At 61.6% G+C, this 18542-nt stretch carries 19 protein-coding genes and 1 tRNA gene; 9 read left to right on the forward strand and 11 right to left on the reverse strand.

Annotation, left to right across the window (positions count from 1 at the left end; all coding sequences use genetic code 11):
- Window positions 1-236: 236 nt before the first annotated feature.
- From K3F49_RS23430 to K3F49_RS23465, 8 genes are all read left to right on the forward strand, one after another.
- Window positions 237-1295 (forward strand): helix-turn-helix transcriptional regulator, encoded by a 1059-nt coding sequence (locus K3F49_RS23430; protein WP_276575412.1) that lies wholly within the window; start codon window positions 237-239, stop codon window positions 1293-1295.
- Window positions 1296-1398: 103 nt separating this feature from the next.
- Window positions 1399-2913 (forward strand): DUF1254 domain-containing protein, encoded by a 1515-nt coding sequence (locus K3F49_RS23435; RefSeq protein ID WP_234683309.1) that lies wholly within the window; start codon window positions 1399-1401, stop codon window positions 2911-2913.
- A gap of 69 nt (window positions 2914-2982) precedes the next feature.
- Window positions 2983-4500, forward strand: a complete 1518-nt coding sequence (locus K3F49_RS23440) for a DUF1214 domain-containing protein (protein ID WP_234683310.1) — start codon at window positions 2983-2985, stop codon at window positions 4498-4500.
- Window positions 4501-4876: 376 nt separating this feature from the next.
- A complete protein-coding gene (locus K3F49_RS23445; RefSeq protein ID WP_234683311.1) occupies window positions 4877-7255 on the forward strand; it encodes an arylsulfatase in 2379 nt (792 codons plus the stop codon).
- Window positions 7252-8448, forward strand: a complete 1197-nt coding sequence (locus K3F49_RS23450) for a DUF1254 domain-containing protein (protein WP_234683312.1) — start codon at window positions 7252-7254, stop codon at window positions 8446-8448. The genes K3F49_RS23445 and K3F49_RS23450 overlap by 4 nt, the downstream gene beginning before the upstream one ends.
- Before the next feature lie 32 nt (window positions 8449-8480).
- A complete protein-coding gene (locus K3F49_RS23455) occupies window positions 8481-8849 on the forward strand; it encodes a DUF3302 domain-containing protein (protein ID WP_234683313.1) in 369 nt (122 codons plus the stop codon).
- Between the two features lie 2 nt (window positions 8850-8851).
- Complete coding sequence (locus tag K3F49_RS23460; protein ID WP_234683314.1) at window positions 8852-9049, forward strand: hypothetical protein; 198 nt, start codon at window positions 8852-8854, stop codon at window positions 9047-9049.
- Window positions 9046-10185: an HlyD family secretion protein gene (locus tag K3F49_RS23465; RefSeq protein ID WP_234683315.1), complete on the forward strand. Its 1140-nt coding sequence runs from the start codon at window positions 9046-9048 to the stop codon at window positions 10183-10185. The genes K3F49_RS23460 and K3F49_RS23465 overlap by 4 nt, the downstream gene beginning before the upstream one ends.
- A 198-nt stretch (window positions 10186-10383) precedes the next feature.
- On the opposite strand, the gene K3F49_RS23470 is transcribed toward K3F49_RS23465, so the two are convergent.
- The 9 genes from K3F49_RS23470 to K3F49_RS23510 form a co-directional block, all read right to left on the reverse strand.
- Window positions 10384-10459 (reverse strand) — tRNA-Phe (locus K3F49_RS23470).
- A gap of 197 nt (window positions 10460-10656) precedes the next feature.
- On the reverse strand, window positions 10657-10839 hold the full coding sequence (gene yacG / locus K3F49_RS23475) for a DNA gyrase inhibitor YacG (protein WP_234683316.1): 183 nt from the start codon (window positions 10837-10839) through the stop codon (window positions 10657-10659).
- A gap of 136 nt (window positions 10840-10975) precedes the next feature.
- A complete protein-coding gene (locus tag K3F49_RS23480; protein ID WP_148774643.1) occupies window positions 10976-11605 on the reverse strand; it encodes a Maf-like protein in 630 nt (209 codons plus the stop codon).
- A gap of 155 nt (window positions 11606-11760) precedes the next feature.
- Window positions 11761-12228 carry an arsenate-mycothiol transferase ArsC gene (locus tag K3F49_RS23485; protein ID WP_234683317.1) on the reverse strand — a complete coding sequence of 156 codons (468 nt, stop codon included), beginning with the start codon at window positions 12226-12228 and terminating at the stop codon, window positions 11761-11763.
- Between the two features lie 5 nt (window positions 12229-12233).
- Entirely contained in the window at window positions 12234-12731 is a 498-nt protein-coding gene (locus K3F49_RS23490; RefSeq protein WP_234683318.1) for a UPF0262 family protein, read from the reverse strand.
- Window positions 12728-14023, reverse strand: a complete 1296-nt coding sequence (gene hisD / locus K3F49_RS23495; RefSeq protein WP_234683319.1) for a histidinol dehydrogenase — start codon at window positions 14021-14023, stop codon at window positions 12728-12730. Before hisD ends, K3F49_RS23490 begins: the two co-directional genes overlap by 4 nt.
- 146 nt (window positions 14024-14169) lie before the next feature.
- On the reverse strand, window positions 14170-14619 hold the full coding sequence (locus K3F49_RS23500) for a DUF2948 family protein (RefSeq protein WP_234683467.1): 450 nt from the start codon (window positions 14617-14619) through the stop codon (window positions 14170-14172).
- Window positions 14620-14701: 82 nt separating this feature from the next.
- The gene (locus K3F49_RS23505) at window positions 14702-15361 is read right to left on the reverse strand and encodes an NAD-dependent epimerase/dehydratase family protein (RefSeq protein ID WP_234683320.1); all 660 of its coding nucleotides are present in this window, start codon (window positions 15359-15361) and stop codon (window positions 14702-14704) included.
- A gap of 26 nt (window positions 15362-15387) precedes the next feature.
- The gene (locus tag K3F49_RS23510; RefSeq protein ID WP_234683321.1) at window positions 15388-16326 is read right to left on the reverse strand and encodes an SDR family oxidoreductase; all 939 of its coding nucleotides are present in this window, start codon (window positions 16324-16326) and stop codon (window positions 15388-15390) included.
- An 86-nt stretch (window positions 16327-16412) separates the two neighbouring features.
- On the opposite strand from K3F49_RS23510, the gene K3F49_RS23515 reads away from it, so the two are divergent.
- On the forward strand, window positions 16413-17051 hold the full coding sequence (locus tag K3F49_RS23515; protein WP_234683322.1) for a TetR/AcrR family transcriptional regulator: 639 nt from the start codon (window positions 16413-16415) through the stop codon (window positions 17049-17051).
- Between the two features lie 9 nt (window positions 17052-17060).
- Here the strand turns inward: K3F49_RS23515 and K3F49_RS23520 are convergent, their stop codons facing one another.
- Both K3F49_RS23520 and K3F49_RS23525 read right to left on the reverse strand, forming a co-directional pair.
- The gene (locus tag K3F49_RS23520) at window positions 17061-17885 is read right to left on the reverse strand and encodes an alpha/beta fold hydrolase (RefSeq protein ID WP_234683323.1); all 825 of its coding nucleotides are present in this window, start codon (window positions 17883-17885) and stop codon (window positions 17061-17063) included.
- A gap of 27 nt (window positions 17886-17912) precedes the next feature.
- Complete coding sequence (locus tag K3F49_RS23525) at window positions 17913-18422, reverse strand: hypothetical protein (RefSeq protein ID WP_234683324.1); 510 nt, start codon at window positions 18420-18422, stop codon at window positions 17913-17915.
- Window positions 18423-18542 lie beyond the last annotated feature (120 nt).

Raw genomic sequence — 18542 nt, forward strand, 5'->3', positions numbered from 1 at the left:
GCCTGCTGGCGGAAAGAGATGACGACACCAGGCGAATTGCTCGGCAGCATCAGGCGGTGCCGGGTGCGACAACTGTCGGGCCTGCCGCCCACATTTTTGGCAGAGGGAACATTGCAAACGGTTGTATGTTAGAACGAGGAACTTCTTAGACGCGAATTCGTTTGGGCGCGAGTTCGAAGAGGCATCGCCCGGCTCCGCCTGCTCCCGCTTGCGAGGCAATAAGCTCAAGAAAAACAATGCGTTTTCTCGTAACCGAAGGAGAGGCAAGTGAAATGACGCCCGTGCCTCAAGTGCGCGCCAGTGCCTACCTTCCGTTTGTCGAGTTTGCGGAAAAGCACGGCGCGCGCTGCGATAGGGCAATCGATGACGAACTGCTCCCGGCCGTCGTGCGCAGGGACGAGGAAGCACTCGTTCCGATGCATCTGGCGCACGCTTTCCTGGCCAAGACCGCTCGGTCCGCCGGTGTCGCGAACCTCGGCTACGCGGTCGCCGATCAGGCGCGGATCGAGGGCCTTGGTGACTTCGGTCGCAGCCTTGCGCGGTCCCTAACCCTGCATGACGCACTCGGCAAGCTACGCCGGCAATTTGCGGATTACAGCTCCGCCGAGCAAATCTGGCCGACCCGATCCGGAGCCAAGGTCCTGTTTCTCCACCGCCATGTCTATGACACCGGACCCGGAAGACGCGAAGCCCAGCAGTGCGCCCTGCTGCTGATGCGGGATCTCATCAGGCACGTCGCTGGACCTGACTGGCAGCCCGGCGAAGTGCTCATAACGCCTGACCACGATGTCCCGGCAACGCAGGAAGCGTTCGAAACCAACAATGTGCGCCAAACGGCGTCCTGCGGCTTTGCCTTTCCCGCCGAATTTCTCAGCCAACCTTTCGAGCGGTTCCGCGCGGAGAACCGCGACCTGACGGCCTTCGAGGCCTCCGTGCCTGGCGCCGGTTTTGTCAGGTCAGTCAAGGAGACTATCGCGGCGCTGATAGTCGAGGGCCGCTGTCACCTGAGCGTTCTTGCCGAGGTGCTGGGCACACACCCCCGAACGTTGCAGCGCAATCTATCCGAGTGCCACCACCAGTATTCCGACATTCTGGCGGAGGTCCGTTTCGAAGCCGCGACGAAACTGCTCGAGGACCCTCACCGCAAGGTCATCGAGATCGCCTTCGACCTCGGCTACACGGATCCGGCCAACTTTACACGCGCATTCCGGCAGTGGACCGGAATCTCACCGTCGGACTTCCGCGAAGCCCGCGAGAGTAACGCCAAACCCTTCCGCGTCCGGCTGTCACCGTAGGTGCCACGCTGCTGTCGCGAAATGACAGGACGCCACCAAAGCCGGCCGCGTACCGTTTGGCCGGATCTGAACCTACCGACTGTCTAAAAAACCGGAGGATACAATGATCAAGAAGTCCGTCGCCGCAGTCGCTACTTTCGTTGCCGCGCAAGCGACGCTTCCTCTGGCAGACGGCGCGCCCGCATCACTCAGTTCAGCGGCCTACGCGCAAACGATGACCGCCCAGGACGGACAGGTTCCGCCTCCCCAAAGCGGCAAGGACGTCCCGTCGCCCGTGGCGGGGGCGCCGATTTCGCCCGAGTATGCGAACGTGATGGGTCGCTTCGCGTATATATGGGGTTGGCCCCTGGTCAACATGCACAACCGGCATGCTGTATTTGGCACCGCGCCACATCCTGGACTTCTCGGCGGCGTTCTTCCTGTGGCTCCGGTCGGTCAACTCGCCATGCTGTCGGACTATGTTGCTCCCGAACAGCGCTTTGTAACTTCGCCCAATCAAGATGTCGTCTATGGCGCCGGCTTCTTTTCGCTCGACGAGCAACCGGTCGTGATTCAGGTGCCTGATTTCGCAGATCGCTTCTGGGTTTACCAGATCGTCGATCAGCGCTCCGATTCATTTGCTGAAGTCGGTATTCAGTACGGCACGAGGCCAGGGATGTACCTGCTGGTCGGCCCGAACTGGCACGGTCAGGCGCCCGCAGGGATCAATGCAGTCTACCGCTCCTCCACCAACATCGCTGCGATTTTTCCACGCGTTTTCATGGACGATACGAAGCAGGATCGCGATGCCATTCAGCCGCTACTCAACCATGTCATGGCTTATCCGCTGTCCAAGTATACCGGAAAAATGCAGACCGCCGATTGGAAGGGCCTCCCCACCATTGAAAATCCCAATGCTGGCAGCTCCGGCGAAACCCAGTGGGTCATTCCCGATAAATTTTTCGAGCAGTTGCCGGTCGTGATGAATGAAGTTCCGCCCCTGCCTGGCGAAGAAGCGCTCTACGCTCAAATCTACTTTGTGCTGAATGCCGCGAAGAATAATCCGTCGCTGCAAAGCGCTCTCAAAGAGGCTGCGGTTACGACGGAAAAGAACGTCATCAAGGACATGTTTGAGTTCCGCAACAACGGCGTCGATGTGGGTAACGGATGGCGGACCCAGAAGAACGCGGCGCGGTTCGGCTTCGGCTACTTCCAGAGAACCGCAACCGCCAAAGGCAACATGTTTTCCAACGTGCCGAACGAGACAATGTATTTCGGTGCGGATTTTGACAGCAACGGTGAGCGCCTAGGCGGCAAGAATGCCTACAAGGTCACCTTCAAGCCCGGACAGACTCCGCCCGTGAAAGGCTTTTGGTCGCTCACGCTCTACAATCAGCAGCATTTCTTCGCTCAAAACAAACTGGACCGCTATTCGCTTGGGACGAAAAACAAAGGCTTGAAGAAAGACGCGGACGGCAGTCTCACAATCTATGTGCAGCCGAACAATCCTGGCGGCGACAAAGAGGCGAACTGGTTGCCTGCACCTGACGGTGATTTCTCGCTGTACATTCGGGCGTACTGGCCCGAAGAAGGCGTTATCAACGGCTCTTGGCCACTGCCTACAATTCAAAGGAATTAGAAAAGATCGTTTAGCATTCCTGATATCCCTGTTGCTTGCCACTGCGAAACGAACTCAAGGAAGAATGAGATGCGGACAAAAATGTTGACTGTCTGCGCCCTGGTCCTCTGCTTCAATGCAAGCACTGCATACGCGCAGGAAAAGCAAGAGACTATAAAGCAAGAGACTATATCGACACGGCTTGGCCCGCTGACGCTTGATCACGGACTGCCCACCCCCGAAACGCGCCAAAAGCTGTACGATGAACTCGACTTTCAGCGTGGCGTTCAAGGCGTTCTCTGGGCAGAGCCCGCGATCAATAATGCGCTGTTTCTGAAGGCCATGCACAGCGCCGGCGTACCGAACCTGGGCGCCATGGTCTACGACGTGCGCATGCAGCCGGGCCAGGAAACGCTGACGCCCAACCAGAGCGTTGTCTATCTGTACGACTACATCAATCTGAAAGAAACGGGTCCCGTCGTCCACATCTTGCCGCCTGGTCCAATCAACGCAGGCTTGTTCGATGCCTGGATGAGGGCCGTGCTTGATCTCGGAATTGTCGGTCTCCACAAGGGCAATGGGGACCGCATCATCATCCTCCCCCCGGGCTATTCGGGTGTCGTGCCCGAAGGCTATCTCATTGCACGTCCCAAGACCTGGCGGATCTTCTCCATCACGAGGATCACCGTGAAGGAAGGCATGACCGCCGCGCAGGCCGTGGAGCTTTTCCGGAAAATACAAACCTATCGTCTTGCCGATGCATCGAACCCTCCGACCAAAACGCTGGTCATGATGGGCGATCCGAAAAACGGCGGCAAAGAGTTTCGAATGAATCGTCCAGCGGGCATCGACTACTGGCGGCTCGTTCATGAAATCATCAACCAGGAGACGGTCGAGGATCGCGACCGCATCATGCTCGGCACGCTTTCCGCAATTGGTGTCGCTGCCAACAAGCCCTTCGCACCCGATGACCGCATGCAGAAGATATTGGTGGATGCCGAGCGCGTCGGAAAGTTGATGATGGTCAACGAAGCGTTCTCGCCACGCAGCTACCCGGACGGCATCGTGAAGGAGATGTATCCGGGCACGAATTGGGAAAACATCCAGTTGCTTCCAAGCCTGGATCAGGAGGGACCGAATTCCACCTATGTCACGGAGCGCATGATCGGCTTCTATCAGGCCAATGGCGCCCAGTTCATCTGGGCTCCGCAAGATTTTCCGCCGGGCTTCGGTCAAAAATACATGGCCGCGTACAAGGACAAGTCCGGCGATTGGCTAAAGGGCGAGTATCAGTATCGACTGCATGTTCCCCCGAAGGTCCCGGTAAAGGACTTTGCGGCTCTGACGGTGTATGACGTGGCTACACGGGCGCTGATCGAAACGCCCCAACACGATGCCGAAATCAATCCGAATCTCGACAAGCTCAAAATGAATCCGGACGGATCGGTTGACCTCTATTTCGGTCCGACAGCTCCCCAAGGCGTGGAATCGAACTGGACACAGACAATCCCGGGCAGGAGTTGGTTCGCCTACTTCCGCTTGTACGGCCCGACGGAGGGTTTCTACGACAAGAGTTGGAAGCTACCGGATATCGAGCGGTCTAAGTAAGGGACCGCGGGTGCGCGCCGGCATTGCGACGGTGGCAAGCCGTCCGATAGAGATCGTCGCCCTTGCCGTCGTCCAACGACCGCAGGACCGCCCGCGCCACCAAGTCATCGGAGAATGAAGCAATCGCCGCATCCGGGCGGGCTTTGTAAAAAAGGATACAACAATGCGCTACTGTTTGGGCAGAGCTAAGCTCGCAACTTCCATCGTTGCTGTCGCGATCACGATCCGGGCGACCATGTCTTCACACAAGAGAACGTCGGCACACGATATTTGTATATGGCGGTCCGCAAGTTGGTCGATCCCGACGAGCCGAAAGACCTCGTAGCAGCGCATACCTTGAAACTGGGCGATACCTGATGCGGCATTGGAGGCTGTGATGAAAACAACACACACATTTGCTGTAGGCTTTAGCCTCGCGTGGGGTGCGATATTCGCGCCAACAGCATTCGCGCAGCAGATTCTTCCCTTCCCACCAACGCCCTCCGGATCCCAAGCGGGTGTTACGATCCAAAGCTCCACCTACAAGAAGCGGGTTGAGCCTAACCATCTGGCCGCTGGCGCACCGAATATCCTGATCATCTTGATGGATGATTTAGGGCCGGGCACGCCCTCGACCTACGGTGGAGAAATCAACACACCGTCGCTGAGCCGCGTGGCAAACGCGGGCGTCTCATACAATCGTTTCCACTCCACGGCCATGTGTTCGCCGACCCGAGCTGCCCTGCTTACCGGGCGCAATCATACCCGCGTAGGCAATGGCCAGATCGCGGCGCTGGCTAACGACTTCGACGGCTTCAGCGGGATCATCCCGAAGTCGTCCGCGACCGTGGCGGAAACGCTAAAGAACTACGGGTACAACACCGCGGCCTTCGGCAAATGGCACAACACGCCGGAGGATCAGATCACCTCGAAGGGGCCGTTCGACTATTGGCCGACCGGCTACGGGTTCGAATATTTTTACGGCTTCCTCGCTGGCGAAGCCTCGCAGTACGAGCCCACGCTGGTGCGCAACACCAGCTATGTAGATCGGCCAAGGACATCTGGCGGCCACAGCTACTATCACTTGTCTGAGGACATCGCCGATAACGCCATCCTCTGGCTGCGCGAACAGAAAGCCTATGCCCCCGATAAGCCCTTCTTCATGTATTGGGCACCAGGCGCGTCGCACGGCCCGCACCAGGTCCCGAAAGAATGGGCCGACAAGTATAAAGGCAAGTTCGACGACGGCTGGGATAAGTACCGCGAGCGCACCCTTGCCCGGGCAAAGCAGCTCGGCTGGATTCCAGCGAATGCCAAGCTAACGCCTCGAGCCGACTCCATGGCTTCGTGGGATTCGATCCCCGACAGTGAAAAGCCATTCCAGCGACGGCTCATGGAGATATTCGCCGGTTTCACGGAACATGCGGATTATAACGCTGGTCGTCTCATCGACGAAATCGAGAAGGAGGGGAGGCTCGACAACACCCTCATCTTCTACGTCTGGGGCGACAACGGCTCATCCTCGGAGGGCCTCTACGGCACGATCAGCGAGCAGCTCGCGCAGAACGGAATCTCGACCGAGATTTCACAGCACCTTGCGGCATTGGCCGACCTCGGCGGGATGGATGTGCTCGGCGGTCCGAAAACCGACAACATGTATCATGCGGGTTGGGCCTGGGCAGGCAGCACGCCTTACCAAGGCACCAAGCTTCAGGGCGCTTATTTCGGGGGCACCCGCCAGCCAATGGCGATCTCGTGGCCCAAGGGCATCAAGCACGACACGGTACCGCGTCCGCAGTTCCATCACGTCGTCGATCTCGTGCCGACCATCTATGAGCTGACCAAGATCACCCCGCCTCTGGTGGTCAACGGGTTCGAGCAGGACCCGATCGACGGCGTAAGCATGGTCTACACGCTCAGCGATCCCAAGGCACCGGGCACGCGCCACATCCAGTTCTTCGACATTATGGCGAGCCGCGGTGTCTACAAGGATGGTTGGTTCGCTAGCGCCCGTGGTCCGCGCGAGCCATGGGTAGGCGGCATGCCGCCGGGCATCAAGGAGTGGTCGCCCCTGACGGACACTTGGCAGCTCTACCACGTTGATGAGGACTGGAGCCAAGCAGTGGACTTAGCGGCCGAGGAGCCGAAAAGGCTTGAAGAGATGAAAGCTCTCTTTCTGACCGAATCCGCCATGAACAAAAATCTCCCCATCGGCGGCGGACTGTGGTCCACAACGCTCTATCATCCTGAGGATGCCCCCGCATCGTCCCTCACCGAGTGGACCTTTGATGAGCCGATAACTGGCATGCCGGAATCAGCGGCGCCCAAGCTGGGGAAGGTCAGCAGCCTGGTGACCATGAAGGCAGATGTGCCGCCAAACGCCAACGGAGTGCTATATGCGCTGGCGGGCTTCTCCGGTGGTGTGACGTGTTACGTGAAGGACGGCCTCCTAAACTACGAGTTCAACCTTTTCGAGGTCGAGCGGACGAAAATCCGGTCGAAGGGCAAGCTGCCCACCGGCAAGGTGACCATCGAGATTGAGTCGAAATTGGTCGACAAGATCGGCGGTCCGATGGACATCACACTGCGGGTGAACGGCGCGGCAGTAGGCCAGGGTCGTGTACCAGCCGCGATGTCCCTCCATTTCACCTCGAATGCGACCTTCGATATCGGAACAGATTTGGATTCGCCCGTGTCGCTCGACTACTACGATCAGGCGCCATTCGCTTTCAATGGCGCTATCGGAAAGACCACAATCAAGTACTCGGAGAAATGAGGCTGTACCGCGCACGCAGCGAGGTTCTGAGTGGCCAATGGACCTTTCCAAACGCCGAGCAGATTCAATGGCTTCAGCTCTTTTCAGAAAAACGGAGGATCGTCGTGAAGACAAGATTGATAACTACTTCACTCGGCTTTCTGGTCGCGCTGTTGGTGCCCGTCTACGCTCAAACCGTTGGCTCAAGCGACCGATGGGTCACAAAAGCCGGCCGCACCGCTGACGGCAAGATCATCGTGACGCGCGAGAACTTCGTGGTCGCGGAAACAGACAAGTATTTCGCCGAACACGTCAAGAGCCATCCGGTCAATACCATCCGCCACTCGCGGTCATTCTCCAACGTCAAGAACCAGGTGGTGATCCGCGAAAACAAGGATTGCCTTTACAGTCACGCAGTCGTGGACATTTCCAAGGGGGCTGTCATCAAGAACCCGGCTTGGGATAAATACTCGATCATCCAGATCATCGACGAGAACGAGTATTCCTTCGCGCACCTTTATCCGGGAGAGTCCATCACCATCACGCCGGACATGGTTTCGATGGGGAATTACGTCTGGCTTAACATTCGCACCGAGGTCCGGCCGGAGGATGGCGACGGCTTCTACGAAGCCCATAAGCATCAGGATGGCTACGTGATCGAGGCCGTCTCGGCCAAGCCGTATCAGCCTAAAGGCTTTGACCCGGAGTCGCTCGCGAAGGTCCGAAATGAGTTGCTGAGGGAAGCCGCCAAGGTCAATTCCTGGACGGCTTTCGGGACCAAGGATGCGGTCGATCCCGAGCAATTCGTCATTGCCGCAGCCGGCGGTTGGGCAGGACTTCCCAAGGAACACGCCGTTTATTGGCCGAAGATCGTTCCCAGCGGCAAGGCCGCCGAACTCGCGCCATCGAAGATCACGCTTCCGAAGGCCCCGCTGGACTATGACAAAGGCGGATTTTTTTCAGTTACCGTCTACGGTCCCGACGGCTTCATCGCCACCGAGGACTACGCCTATAGCAATCGGACCGCGAAGCCGAATGCGGATGGCAGCGTGACCTTCCATTTCAATGCGCCCGGCAAGCCGAACAACATGACCACGGTCAAAGGCTGGACCATGACGCTTCGCTTTTATCGTCCGACCAGCTTTGAGGCGATCAAGACCTATATCGACGACCTCGGGAAGAACAACGTTCAAATCGAGCCAATAGCGAATTGATTCGACCGACACCGGAAACGAAGAGCAAAGCGATGCAGTTCACATTGCAGGGCGTTGGCCCGTTCTTACATTGGTTGACGCTGGGCGTCCTTGTCGTGGCGCCGATCCTCATAGCCTATGTGATCTACAAGCTCGGGAGCCTGCCCGGTGCGATCGCACGCTCGCGCAACCACCCGCAGGCCGACGCCATCGGTATCTGCGGTTGGATGGGTATCATCACAATCGTGCTGTGGCCGATTGCGATGGTGTGGGCCTATCTGGTGCCTGGCAGACCGGTCGCGGGACCAGAACATGGCGCGCCCGAAGACCGAACGGCGTTGACGTCCAGGCTACAGCAATTGTCCCAACGCATCGCCGCCATTGAGAGCGAGCTACCCAAGCCCACCACCGGTGGAGCGTAGCCATGCTGTGGTCCCTGATCAGTTCCGCCTACATCATCTATCTCTACCGTAAGCTGAAGGCCGAGCAGGAGCCGCAGACGACGGCGCCGGCCGGGAGCGCATCGTCCAGCCTTGGCGCCGAACTGGACAGACTTGACCACCAGCTCGATTCACTTGAGGCGAGGCTCGCGGGCATCAAGGGACGGGAGACCATCCGATGATGGCCGCGATCTTCATCACCTATGCCGCCATCATCTGGCTTGTCTTCGACAAGCTGCGGCTCATCCGCTTGAGCCTTCCGCTGGCGCTCGCGCTGGCGGCGGTTGGACCGGTCTTTGCCTTCTATGTCATCGTGTCGATGAACAACTTTCACCCGTCATCGGCGGATGCGCGCGCCTTTCAGCGCGTCGTGCAGGTGGTTCCACATATCACGGCGCCAGGGCGGGTGCGGGACGTGGTGGCGCAGCCGAACGCTCCGATGAAGAAAGGCGACGTGATCTTCGCTATCGATCCCGAGCAATTCCAGTTCGACGTCAAAAGGCTGGAGGCAGCGTTGGCGGCGGCGGAGCAGACCGTGCCGCAATTGAAGTCGTCGCTCGATCAGGCCGCGGCCGCGGTCGAAAAGGCGAATGTCCAGCTCAAGCTCGCCAACGAAGACTTCGAACGTCAGAGCGAATTGTTCGAGAAGAAGGTCGTCGCGCAGGCCACACTCGATCGCGCCGAGCGCAATCTGGAAGCAGCCAAGCAGGCGGTCGCCGGCGCGCAAGCGGCGGAGGACCGCGCACGCCTGGCCTATCAGTCCAATATCGGCAGCGAGAACACCGCGGTCGCGCAAGTGCGGCAGCAACTGGCGCAGGCCAAGTACAATGTCGAGGAATCGACCGTGCGCGCGCCCTGCGACGGCTACGTTACGAACATCCAGCTCGTGCCCGGGGCCGTCGTGAGCGCCGCGGCGTCGGTGCTGCCGTTCGTGTGCGACCGGGACGAACGCAATCGGGGCGTGGTCGTGGCCACGTTCATGCAAGGGCCTTATCTGCAGATCCATCCGGGCGACTACGCGGAAGTGGTCTTCCCGATGTATCCGGGACGGGTGTTTCCGGGAAAGGTGTTGACGACAATCGACCTTGCCAGCGAAGGGCAATTGAGTGCGAGCGGCCTGTTCCCGGGCGCCAACGTCCCAGGCACGGCGCGCTTCGCCGTGCGCATCAAGCTGGACGATGCGGATAAGCTGCGCTTGCCGGCCGGCGCGCAAGGCAATGCCGCGGTCTACACCGGCAATGTGCAAATCGCCGGAATCATTCGCATGGCGCTGATGCGCATCACCAGCTGGACCAACTATCTGTTCTTCAGCGCTTAACGCAGAACCTGAGATCGGCAGCCCGTTCGGCGCGAATCAGACCCGCCGACTTGCGGACTACTGCTCGCTGGGGGCTTGAACGTACGCAAATTTGGTGAGCCGGAATGTAGCGAGCGAATTCTGCGAGCGCTCTTCGCGTCGACCGTCCAGCGAACACAATCCTGTTTGTGAGCGCTCCGGCGTGGAAAAGCGTAGGAATGGTGCCCAGGGGCGGAATCGAACCACCGACACTGCGATTTTCAGTCGCATGCTCTACCAACTGAGCTACCTGGGCGTGCTGAGGGAAGGACCCAAAGAGAAGGTCAAGGCCCATCGAGCGGGCGGTTTATAGTGGGCCGAGAGCGGCCTGTCCACCCGGCTTCGCCAACAGGCTTCGCCGGGGGCGGCCCGGCTGTGTACAAGATTGGGCGGGCTTGCCGCGGAGGGCGCGGGGCGCGGCCGGCGCCAGATTAAATAACTGATATTACTTGATTATTCTTCGCCGTCAGCCTCGTCGTCGCGACCGGGGATGACGTAGGAGCCCTTCAGCCATCGGTTCAAATCGACGTCGCGGCAGCGCGAGGAGCAGAACGGACGGGTGGCCGGCGCCTGCGGCTTGCCGCAGATCGGGCAGGTTTTAAGGTGCCCGGCGGTTTTTTTGACGTGGTCGTTCATGATGGCGGCAATCTACACGAGGTGAGAGGGTTCAAGCACCTCTCGGCAAACAGGTTCCGGCGGCGCAGGCGCAGAATCCCCGCCGGCCGATTCTACTGTGCATGGGGTTGTTTTCGAGATTTTTGTCGGGCCGCGATCAAACCGCGGTGGCGTTGAGCCAGCCGAAGCGGATCGGAAAGCCCTCACCGCCGAGCAGCGTGGTGGTCTCGTAGAGCGGCAGGCCGACCACGTTGGTATAGGACCCCACCATCTTCACCACGAAGGAGCCGGCGATGCCCTGCACGGCGTAGCCGCCGGCTTTGCCGCGCCATTCGCCGGAGCCGATATAGGCCTGGATGTCGTCTTCCGACAGGCGCTTGAAGCGGACGCGGGTCTCGACCAGGCGCTGGCGAAACGCCTCGCGCGGCGTCACCAGGGTGATCGCGGTGTAGACGCGGTGGTTGCGGCCCGACAGCAGCCGCAGGCACTGTGCGGCCTCGTCCACGAGATTGGCCTTGGGCAGGATGCGACGGCCAACCGCCACCACCGTATCGGCCGACAGGATGAAGGCGCCGCGGAGCTCGTCGTCGAGCTGGACTGATTTAAGCGCCGCATCGGCCTTGGCCCTCGCCAGGCGATTGGCGCAGGCGCGCGGCAGCTCGCCCCGCTTCGGCGTCTCGTCGACGTCGGCCGGCCGGAGCGCGTCCGGGTCGATGCCGGCCTGGTTGAGCAACGACAGGCGCCGCGGCGAACCGGAGGCAAGAACGAATTTGGGGCGGCCGAGCATCGGGTGATTTGGGGGATGAAGCAGGGGTGAATTTCGCGCGGAACCTATCGGAAGGGGGCTGATTTCACAACCCGGGAACCCAGACTTTACTGATTCGATGGGCCCACGATGCGTGTGCCCTTAGTCTGTGACGCGGGTGTTACGGCAGCCAAATACTACCCGCTCGCCGCGCCGACCTTGGCGAAACGCCGGCGGATCCGCATCAGGAGCTGGTCGCAGACCTCGCGATAAGCGGCGAGCTTCTGGTCGCGGCTGCCCTCGATGGTGGTGGGATCCTGCGTCGGCCAGTACTCGACGTCGGCCGCGAGCGTGCGGGTCAGCTCCAGCGCCTTGTGGTGCGCCTCCGGCGACAACGTGATGATGAGGTCGAAATTCAGCCCCTCCCAGTCCTCCAGCTCCTCGAAGGTCTGCGGCTTGTGGCTGGAGATGTCCTGCCCCAGCTCGTCCATCACCGCGACCGCGAAGGGATCGAGTTCGCCCGTCCTGGCGCCGGCCGACTTCACGTAGAGCCCTTGCGGAAACATGTGCTGCAGCAGGCTCGCGGCCATCGGCGAGCGCACGCTGTTCATCGCGCAGGCGAACAGCACCGATTGCGGATCGCGTGCGCGTGGCGGACCCGCCATCGCACTTAACCCTTCCAATGAAGAACAGTGATGAGCGTGAACAGCCGGCGCGAGGTCTCGAAGTCGACCCGCACCTTGCCCTTCAGCCGCTCCTGCAGCGTGCGCGAGCCCTCGTCATGGATGCCGCGGCGACCCATGTCGATGGCTTCGATCTTGTCCGGGGTCGCGGTGCGGATCGCCTGGTAGTAACTGTCGCAGATCATGAAATAGTCCTTCACGATCCGCCGGAACGGCGTCAGCGACAACAGATGTACGACCACTGGCGTACTGTCCTCGCGGCGGATGTCGAACATCAACCGGCTGCCGGTGATGCCGATATGCAGCGTGAACGGCCCCTTGCCGTCCGCACCGTCGGGCGCGAACAGGTTCTGCTCGATCAGATCGTAGATTGCGATCGCGCGCTCGTGCTCGATGTCGGGCCCGGAACGGCCGATCGAGTCCTCGTCGAGGGTCACCGCGACGATGCGATTGGTCGAGTCGTCCTGTTCGGGCGGCTGGGTCATGACAGATTGAGGCGCAATCCAATCGAGCGCGAATGGGCGTCCAGCCCCTCCGCTTGTCCGAGCGTCATCGCAGCCGGTCCCAGCGCACGCAGTTGGTCCGGGCCGCATTTCAGGATCGAGGTGCGCTTCATGAAGTCGGCGACCCCGAGCCCCGAGGAGAACCGCGCCGAGCGCGCCGTCGGCAGCACGTGGTTGGAGCCGCCGACGTAATCGCCGATCGCCTCCGGCGTATGCGCCCCGAGAAAGACAGCGCCGGCGTTGCGGATTTTCGCGGCGAGCGCGTCGGGATCACCCGTCATGATCTCGAGATGCTCGGCGGCGATCGCATCGGCGAGCGGAATGGCGTCAGCGAGAGACTTCACCATGATGATCGCGCCGAAATCGGCCCAGGACTTGCCGGCAATCACAGCGCGCGGCAGCGTCTTCAATTGCGCTTCGACCGCCTTCTCGACATCGGCGGCGAGCCGCGCCGAGTCAGTGATCAGGATCGATTGCGCGCTGGCATCGTGCTCGGCCTGCGCCAACAGATCAGCGGCGATCCAGTCGGCATTGCCGGTATCGTCGGCGATCACCAGCACCTCGGAGGGACCGGCGATCATGTCGATGCCGACCTTGCCGAACACCAGCCGTTTCGCGGCCGCGACATAGGCATTGCCGGGACCGACGATCTTTGCGACGGGCGCAATCGTCGCGGTGCCATAAGCGAGCGCGGCCACAGCCTGCGCGCCGCCGACGCGGTAGATCTCGCTGACGCCGCCAAGATGCGCAGCCGCCAGCACCAGCGGATTGAGCTTGCCGTCAGGCGACGGCACCACCATCACCAGGCGCGAGACGCCGGCGACCTTGGCCGGCACCGCGTTCATCAGCACCGAGGACGGATAGGCGGCAGTGCCACCGGGTACGTAGAGGCCGGCGGATTCGATCGCGGTATAGCGCCAGCCGAGCTCGACGCCGAGCGGATCGGTGAAGCGCTCGTCCTTCGGCAGCTGGCGGCGATGGTAGGTCTCGATGCGGTCGCGCGCGAGCTCGAGCGCATCCAGCGTCGCGGCATCGCAGGCTTTCTTCGCGGCTTCGATCTCGGCGGCCGAGACCCGAAGGCCGGATGCATCCAGCGTCAGCCGGTCGAACTTTGCCGTGGCCTCGAGCAGGGCAGCATCGCCGCGCCTGGCAACGTCATCGACGATGGTGCGCGCGGCGGCCTCGACATCGGCCGAGACCTCGCGCTTGGCGGCCAGGAAGGCCGCGAATCGCTGGTCAAAATCGGCGCTGCTGCGGTCGAGACGAACGGGCATTTTTGGCTTGGCTTCTGCTGGTTGAGGGGGCGCAGTCTGGCTCACCGGCCCCCTGCTCAATGGCGCGGCGGGGAAGCTGCGTCAACCCTTCGAAATCGACCGTTCCGGCGAGGGCCCAAGCCGGTTCGGCTGGTATACAGGCGATCTCAGCCCTCCCCCTCGATCTCCAGCCCCGTTCCCAATTCGTCCGCCCCCAGATCGGTGAGCTCGCATTCCAGGCATTCGACGTCGAGGCGAATGGCGCCGCCCTGGGCGAACAGCAAGAGCGCGCTGCCGCCGGGCTCCTCATCGCGGCCGCCTCGGGGATGAAACTCGATACCGACGAGGTCCAGGACCGCCTCAGGCGTCGCGAGGTCGATGTTGCGCGACTTGCACGCGAGCACGCGGTCGAAGCGGAGCGCTGAGACCAGCCGGCGCGGTTCGGCCTCGCCCGCCAGCGTCTGCTCCCAGTCCAGCCGGCTCATGCCGACCACCAGGCGCTTCTCGCCCTGCCGCCAGATGATGTCGGAAGGCTGGACGCGAGCATCCTGCACATGGGTCGAGATCACGGCGAGATCGTCGGCATCGAGCGCAATCAGTTTGAGTTGGGGAGACATCACCGACACTTCTCCTCGAGGGCTGGTACGGCTCAACGCGCAGGACTGCCGAAATTTCCGCGCAAACTAGCGATCGCACGACCTAGAGGCTATTGATATCCTTCATCTCCAGCACCTTCTTGGGATAGCCGACCCGGGCAACATGGATCATGGCGCGGCCCATCTGCTCAGTCGAGGTGACGAGCCCGGGCGAGATCCGGCGCAGCACCGACCACAGCGGCCAGGTCACATCATAGACCGCCTGCACCCAGGCCGTCTTCGAACGGATCCCGTGCAGCGGCTGGATCGCGCCGGGCCGGAACATGTAGGCGGCCTTGAACGGCAGCTTGAGCAAATCGTTCTCGGTCTTGCCCTTGACGCGCGCCCACATCCGCGAGCCCTGTTCGGTGGAATCGGTACCGGCGCCGGTGACATAGGTGAAGGTCATCTGCGGATTGAGTCGCGCCAGCGTCGTCGCCGCCGCGAGCGTGATGTCATAGGTGAGATGGCGGTAGCGCTCTTCGCTCATGCCGATCGAGGAAACGCCGAGACAGAAGAAGCAGGCGTCATAGCCGGCGAGCTGCGTCGCGATCTTCGAATAGTCGGTGAAGTCGTCGTGGATGATCTCGGTGAGCTTGGCGTTGCGCACGCCGATCGAACTACGCCCGACCACGAGCACGCGCTCGACACCGGCATCGACCAGGCACTCGCGCAACACGCCCTGCCCGACCATGCCGGTCGCGCCGAAAATGATGATTTTCATCGGGCCGTCCCCACCCAAATCGCGGCTCATGCGGCGGCCGCGATCCCGTCGAAGGATACACCGGTCAGCGCCGCCGAGACATCCCACAGCCTGGCAGAAGAAGCGAAATCCTTCGCCCGCGCCATGATCCGCGCCGCGACAGGCGGCCCCTTCAATTCGAAGAACCAGTTCGGGCCGTAATAGCCGCCGGGCTCGGCGGCCATCGACGTTGCCGCGAACAGCGTGGGCAGCGCGCCTTCCGCTGCGGACTGGCTCATCAGCGGCTGGAGCAACCGACCAACTCGCCATTGCAGGGTGTGGGTGCCGGGTCCGTTCGGAATGAGATCGGTGCGCGCGTAGCCGGGATGCGCGGCGACGCTTCGCAAGCCCCAGCCGGCCGCATCGCTGCGCCGCTGTAGTTCGAGCGAGAACATCAGCATTGCGAGCTTGGACTGGCAGTAAGCGCGCCAGGGGCGATAGGACCGCTGGCTCTGCAGATCGTCGAAATTGATCGCGCCGGAGCGATGCGCAAGACTGGAGAGATTGACGACGCGCGCAGCCTTTGCGCGGCGAAGCTGCGGCAGCAGGCGGGCCGTCAGGGCGTAGTGGCCGAGATAATTGGTGCCGAGCTGCATCTCGAAACCGTCCTCGGTCTGCTGCCGCTTCGGCAGCGCCATCACGCCGGCATTGTTGACGAGGAGGTCGAGCTGATCGTTGCTGGCGGCAAAACGCCTGGCAAAATCGGCGACGGAGGACAGGCTGGCGAGGTCGAGATGCTCATAGGCGATCAGGGCGTTGGGAAACTGCGCGCAAATGGCCTCGATCGCCCGCAGGCCCTTTGCGTCGTTGCGCCCGGTGAGTATGACGATGGCTCCGGCGCCCGCCAGCGCCAGCGCCGTCTCATAGCCGAGGCCGCCAGTGGCCCCGGTGACGACGACAGTCTTGCCGCTGAGAGAGGGGATGTCTGCCGTGCTCCAGTCGGTCATGCCAAATCTCCGCGTTCCGGGCTGGAATGAGGCCCGCGACGGGTCTAAATGTGCACTGAGTGCAAGTTTGCAAGAGGTGAAATGATTTGAAGGCTTCGAAGCCGAGCGGGAAACACCCCAAGTCGTTGAACGTCGGAGAGAAATCGCCGGCGACCGGGCTGCGCCAGCGCAAACAACAGGAAACCCGCGAGCGGCTGAAGCGCGCGGCGATGGCGCTGTTCCTGGAGCGCGGCTTCGAGGCCACGACCATCGACGACATCGCTGATGCGGCCGACATGTCGCGGCGGAGCTTTTTTCACTATTTCGCGTCGAAAGAGGACGTGGTCGCTGCCTGGCAGGAGGATGCGGCCGCAGCGCTGGTCGCTGAAATCCTGGCGCGGCCTGTGGACGAGTCCATGCTGACGGCGGCGGAGAACGCCATCGCGGCGGCGGTCAAGCGGATCGATCCGACCGAAGCGGCCGCGATGTCGCGGCTCAAGCGCGACAATCCCGCGCTTCAGGCCCGCGACCAGCTCAAATACGAAAAGCTCGAGCGCGCGCTCGCGGACGGGCTTGCGCAACGTTCGGGGCGCAAAGCGGACCGGCTCAAGGCCCGGCTCGTCGCCATGATCGCCACCGGCGCGATGCGCGTCGGCGGCGAGAGCTGGCTCAGCGAAGGCACACGCGACAAGCCGGAGGCTTTCGTCAAGCGGACCTTCGATGCGATCAGGGCGATCCTGAAGTGAGCGATCCGCTCAGCTCTTGAAGAACGCGAGCAGGTCCGCGTTGATGGTTTCGGAGTGCGTGGTCGGCATGCCGTGCGGAAAGCCCTTGTAGGTCTTCAGCGTGCCGTTCTTGAGCAGCTTGACCGACAGCGGCGCGGAATCGGCGTAAGGCACGATCTGGTCGTCGTCGCCATGCATCACCAGCACCGGCACGTTGATTTTCTTCAGATCCTCGGTGAAATCGGTCTGCGAGAACGCAACGATGCCGTCGTAATGCGCCTTCGCGCCGCCCATCATGCCCTGACGCCACCAGTTCTGGATCACCGCCTCCGACGGCTTTGCGCCGGGGCGATTGTAGCCATAGAAAGGCCCGGCAGCGATGTCGCGATAGAACGCCGAGCGGCCCGCGGCGAGCGCGGTCTGAAAACCGTCGAACACGTCCTTGGGCAGACCGCCGGGATTGGCCTCCGTCTTCACCATCAGCGGCGGCACCGCGGAGAGGATCGCGGCCTTCGCCACGCGAGACTCGCCGTGGCGCGCGATGTAGTGCACGACCTCGCCGCCGCCGGTGGAATGGCCGACATGGATGGCACCCTTGAGGTCGAGATGCGCGGTCACCGCCGCAAGATCGTCGGCATAATGATCCATATCGTGACCATCGGCGACCTGCGCGGAGCGGCCATGACCGCGGCGGTCATGGGCGACGACGCGATAGCCGCGGGTGACGAAGAACATCATCTGCGCGTCCCAGTCGTCGGACGACAGCGGCCAGCCATGGCTGAACACGATCGGCTGGCCCGAGCCCCAATCCTTGAAAAAGATCTCGACGCCGTCTTTGGTGGTGATGGTGGGCATTGGGGGGACTCCTTTAGCGAGATGCGATCAGGCGAATGCCATCGGCCTGTAGCGGCGCCAGGCGCCGATGGTGACCAGCACGAAGAACACCAGCACGATGCCCTGAACCACGGCGAACACCGGACCCGACGGCGGCGCCGGCGGCACGGCCGGTGCGAGCGCGGCCAGCGCCGGCACTTTCAGGAATGACTGGATCACCAGCACGAAGACGTTGAAGTACAGCGAAATCATCGCGGTCACGATGTAGACCGGCCGCCACGCGCCTTTAAGCTTCATGCCGTACAGCGCGATGCAGGCGATCGCCAGCAGCACCAGCGAGATGCCGGCGATGATGTACGAGGGCAGCAGCTCCTTGAACGGAAACAGGAAGCCGGTCGCATTGGTCAGAATGGTGAAAATGAGAAAGATCGCGGTGAGGCCCGGCATCGGCTTCGAGCCGAGCAGGCCGAACATCACGATCAGGCCGACCACGATGGCGATCAGGCTGATGATGACATGGACCAGTGTGAAGGCTTGCAGGCTCATCCCGAGAACCATGACATCTCTCCTATTCTCAACATTGAGATCGAAAGATTGATATTACGGTCCTCATCGGATTGCCACATGCGGCACGATCACACATGTGCGTGCAGCCATGCGTCATCGTGCGAATCGACA

Origin of the sequence: Bradyrhizobium monzae, from assembly GCF_021458635.1 — a bacterium.
GTDB lineage: Bacteria > Pseudomonadota > Alphaproteobacteria > Rhizobiales > Xanthobacteraceae > Bradyrhizobium.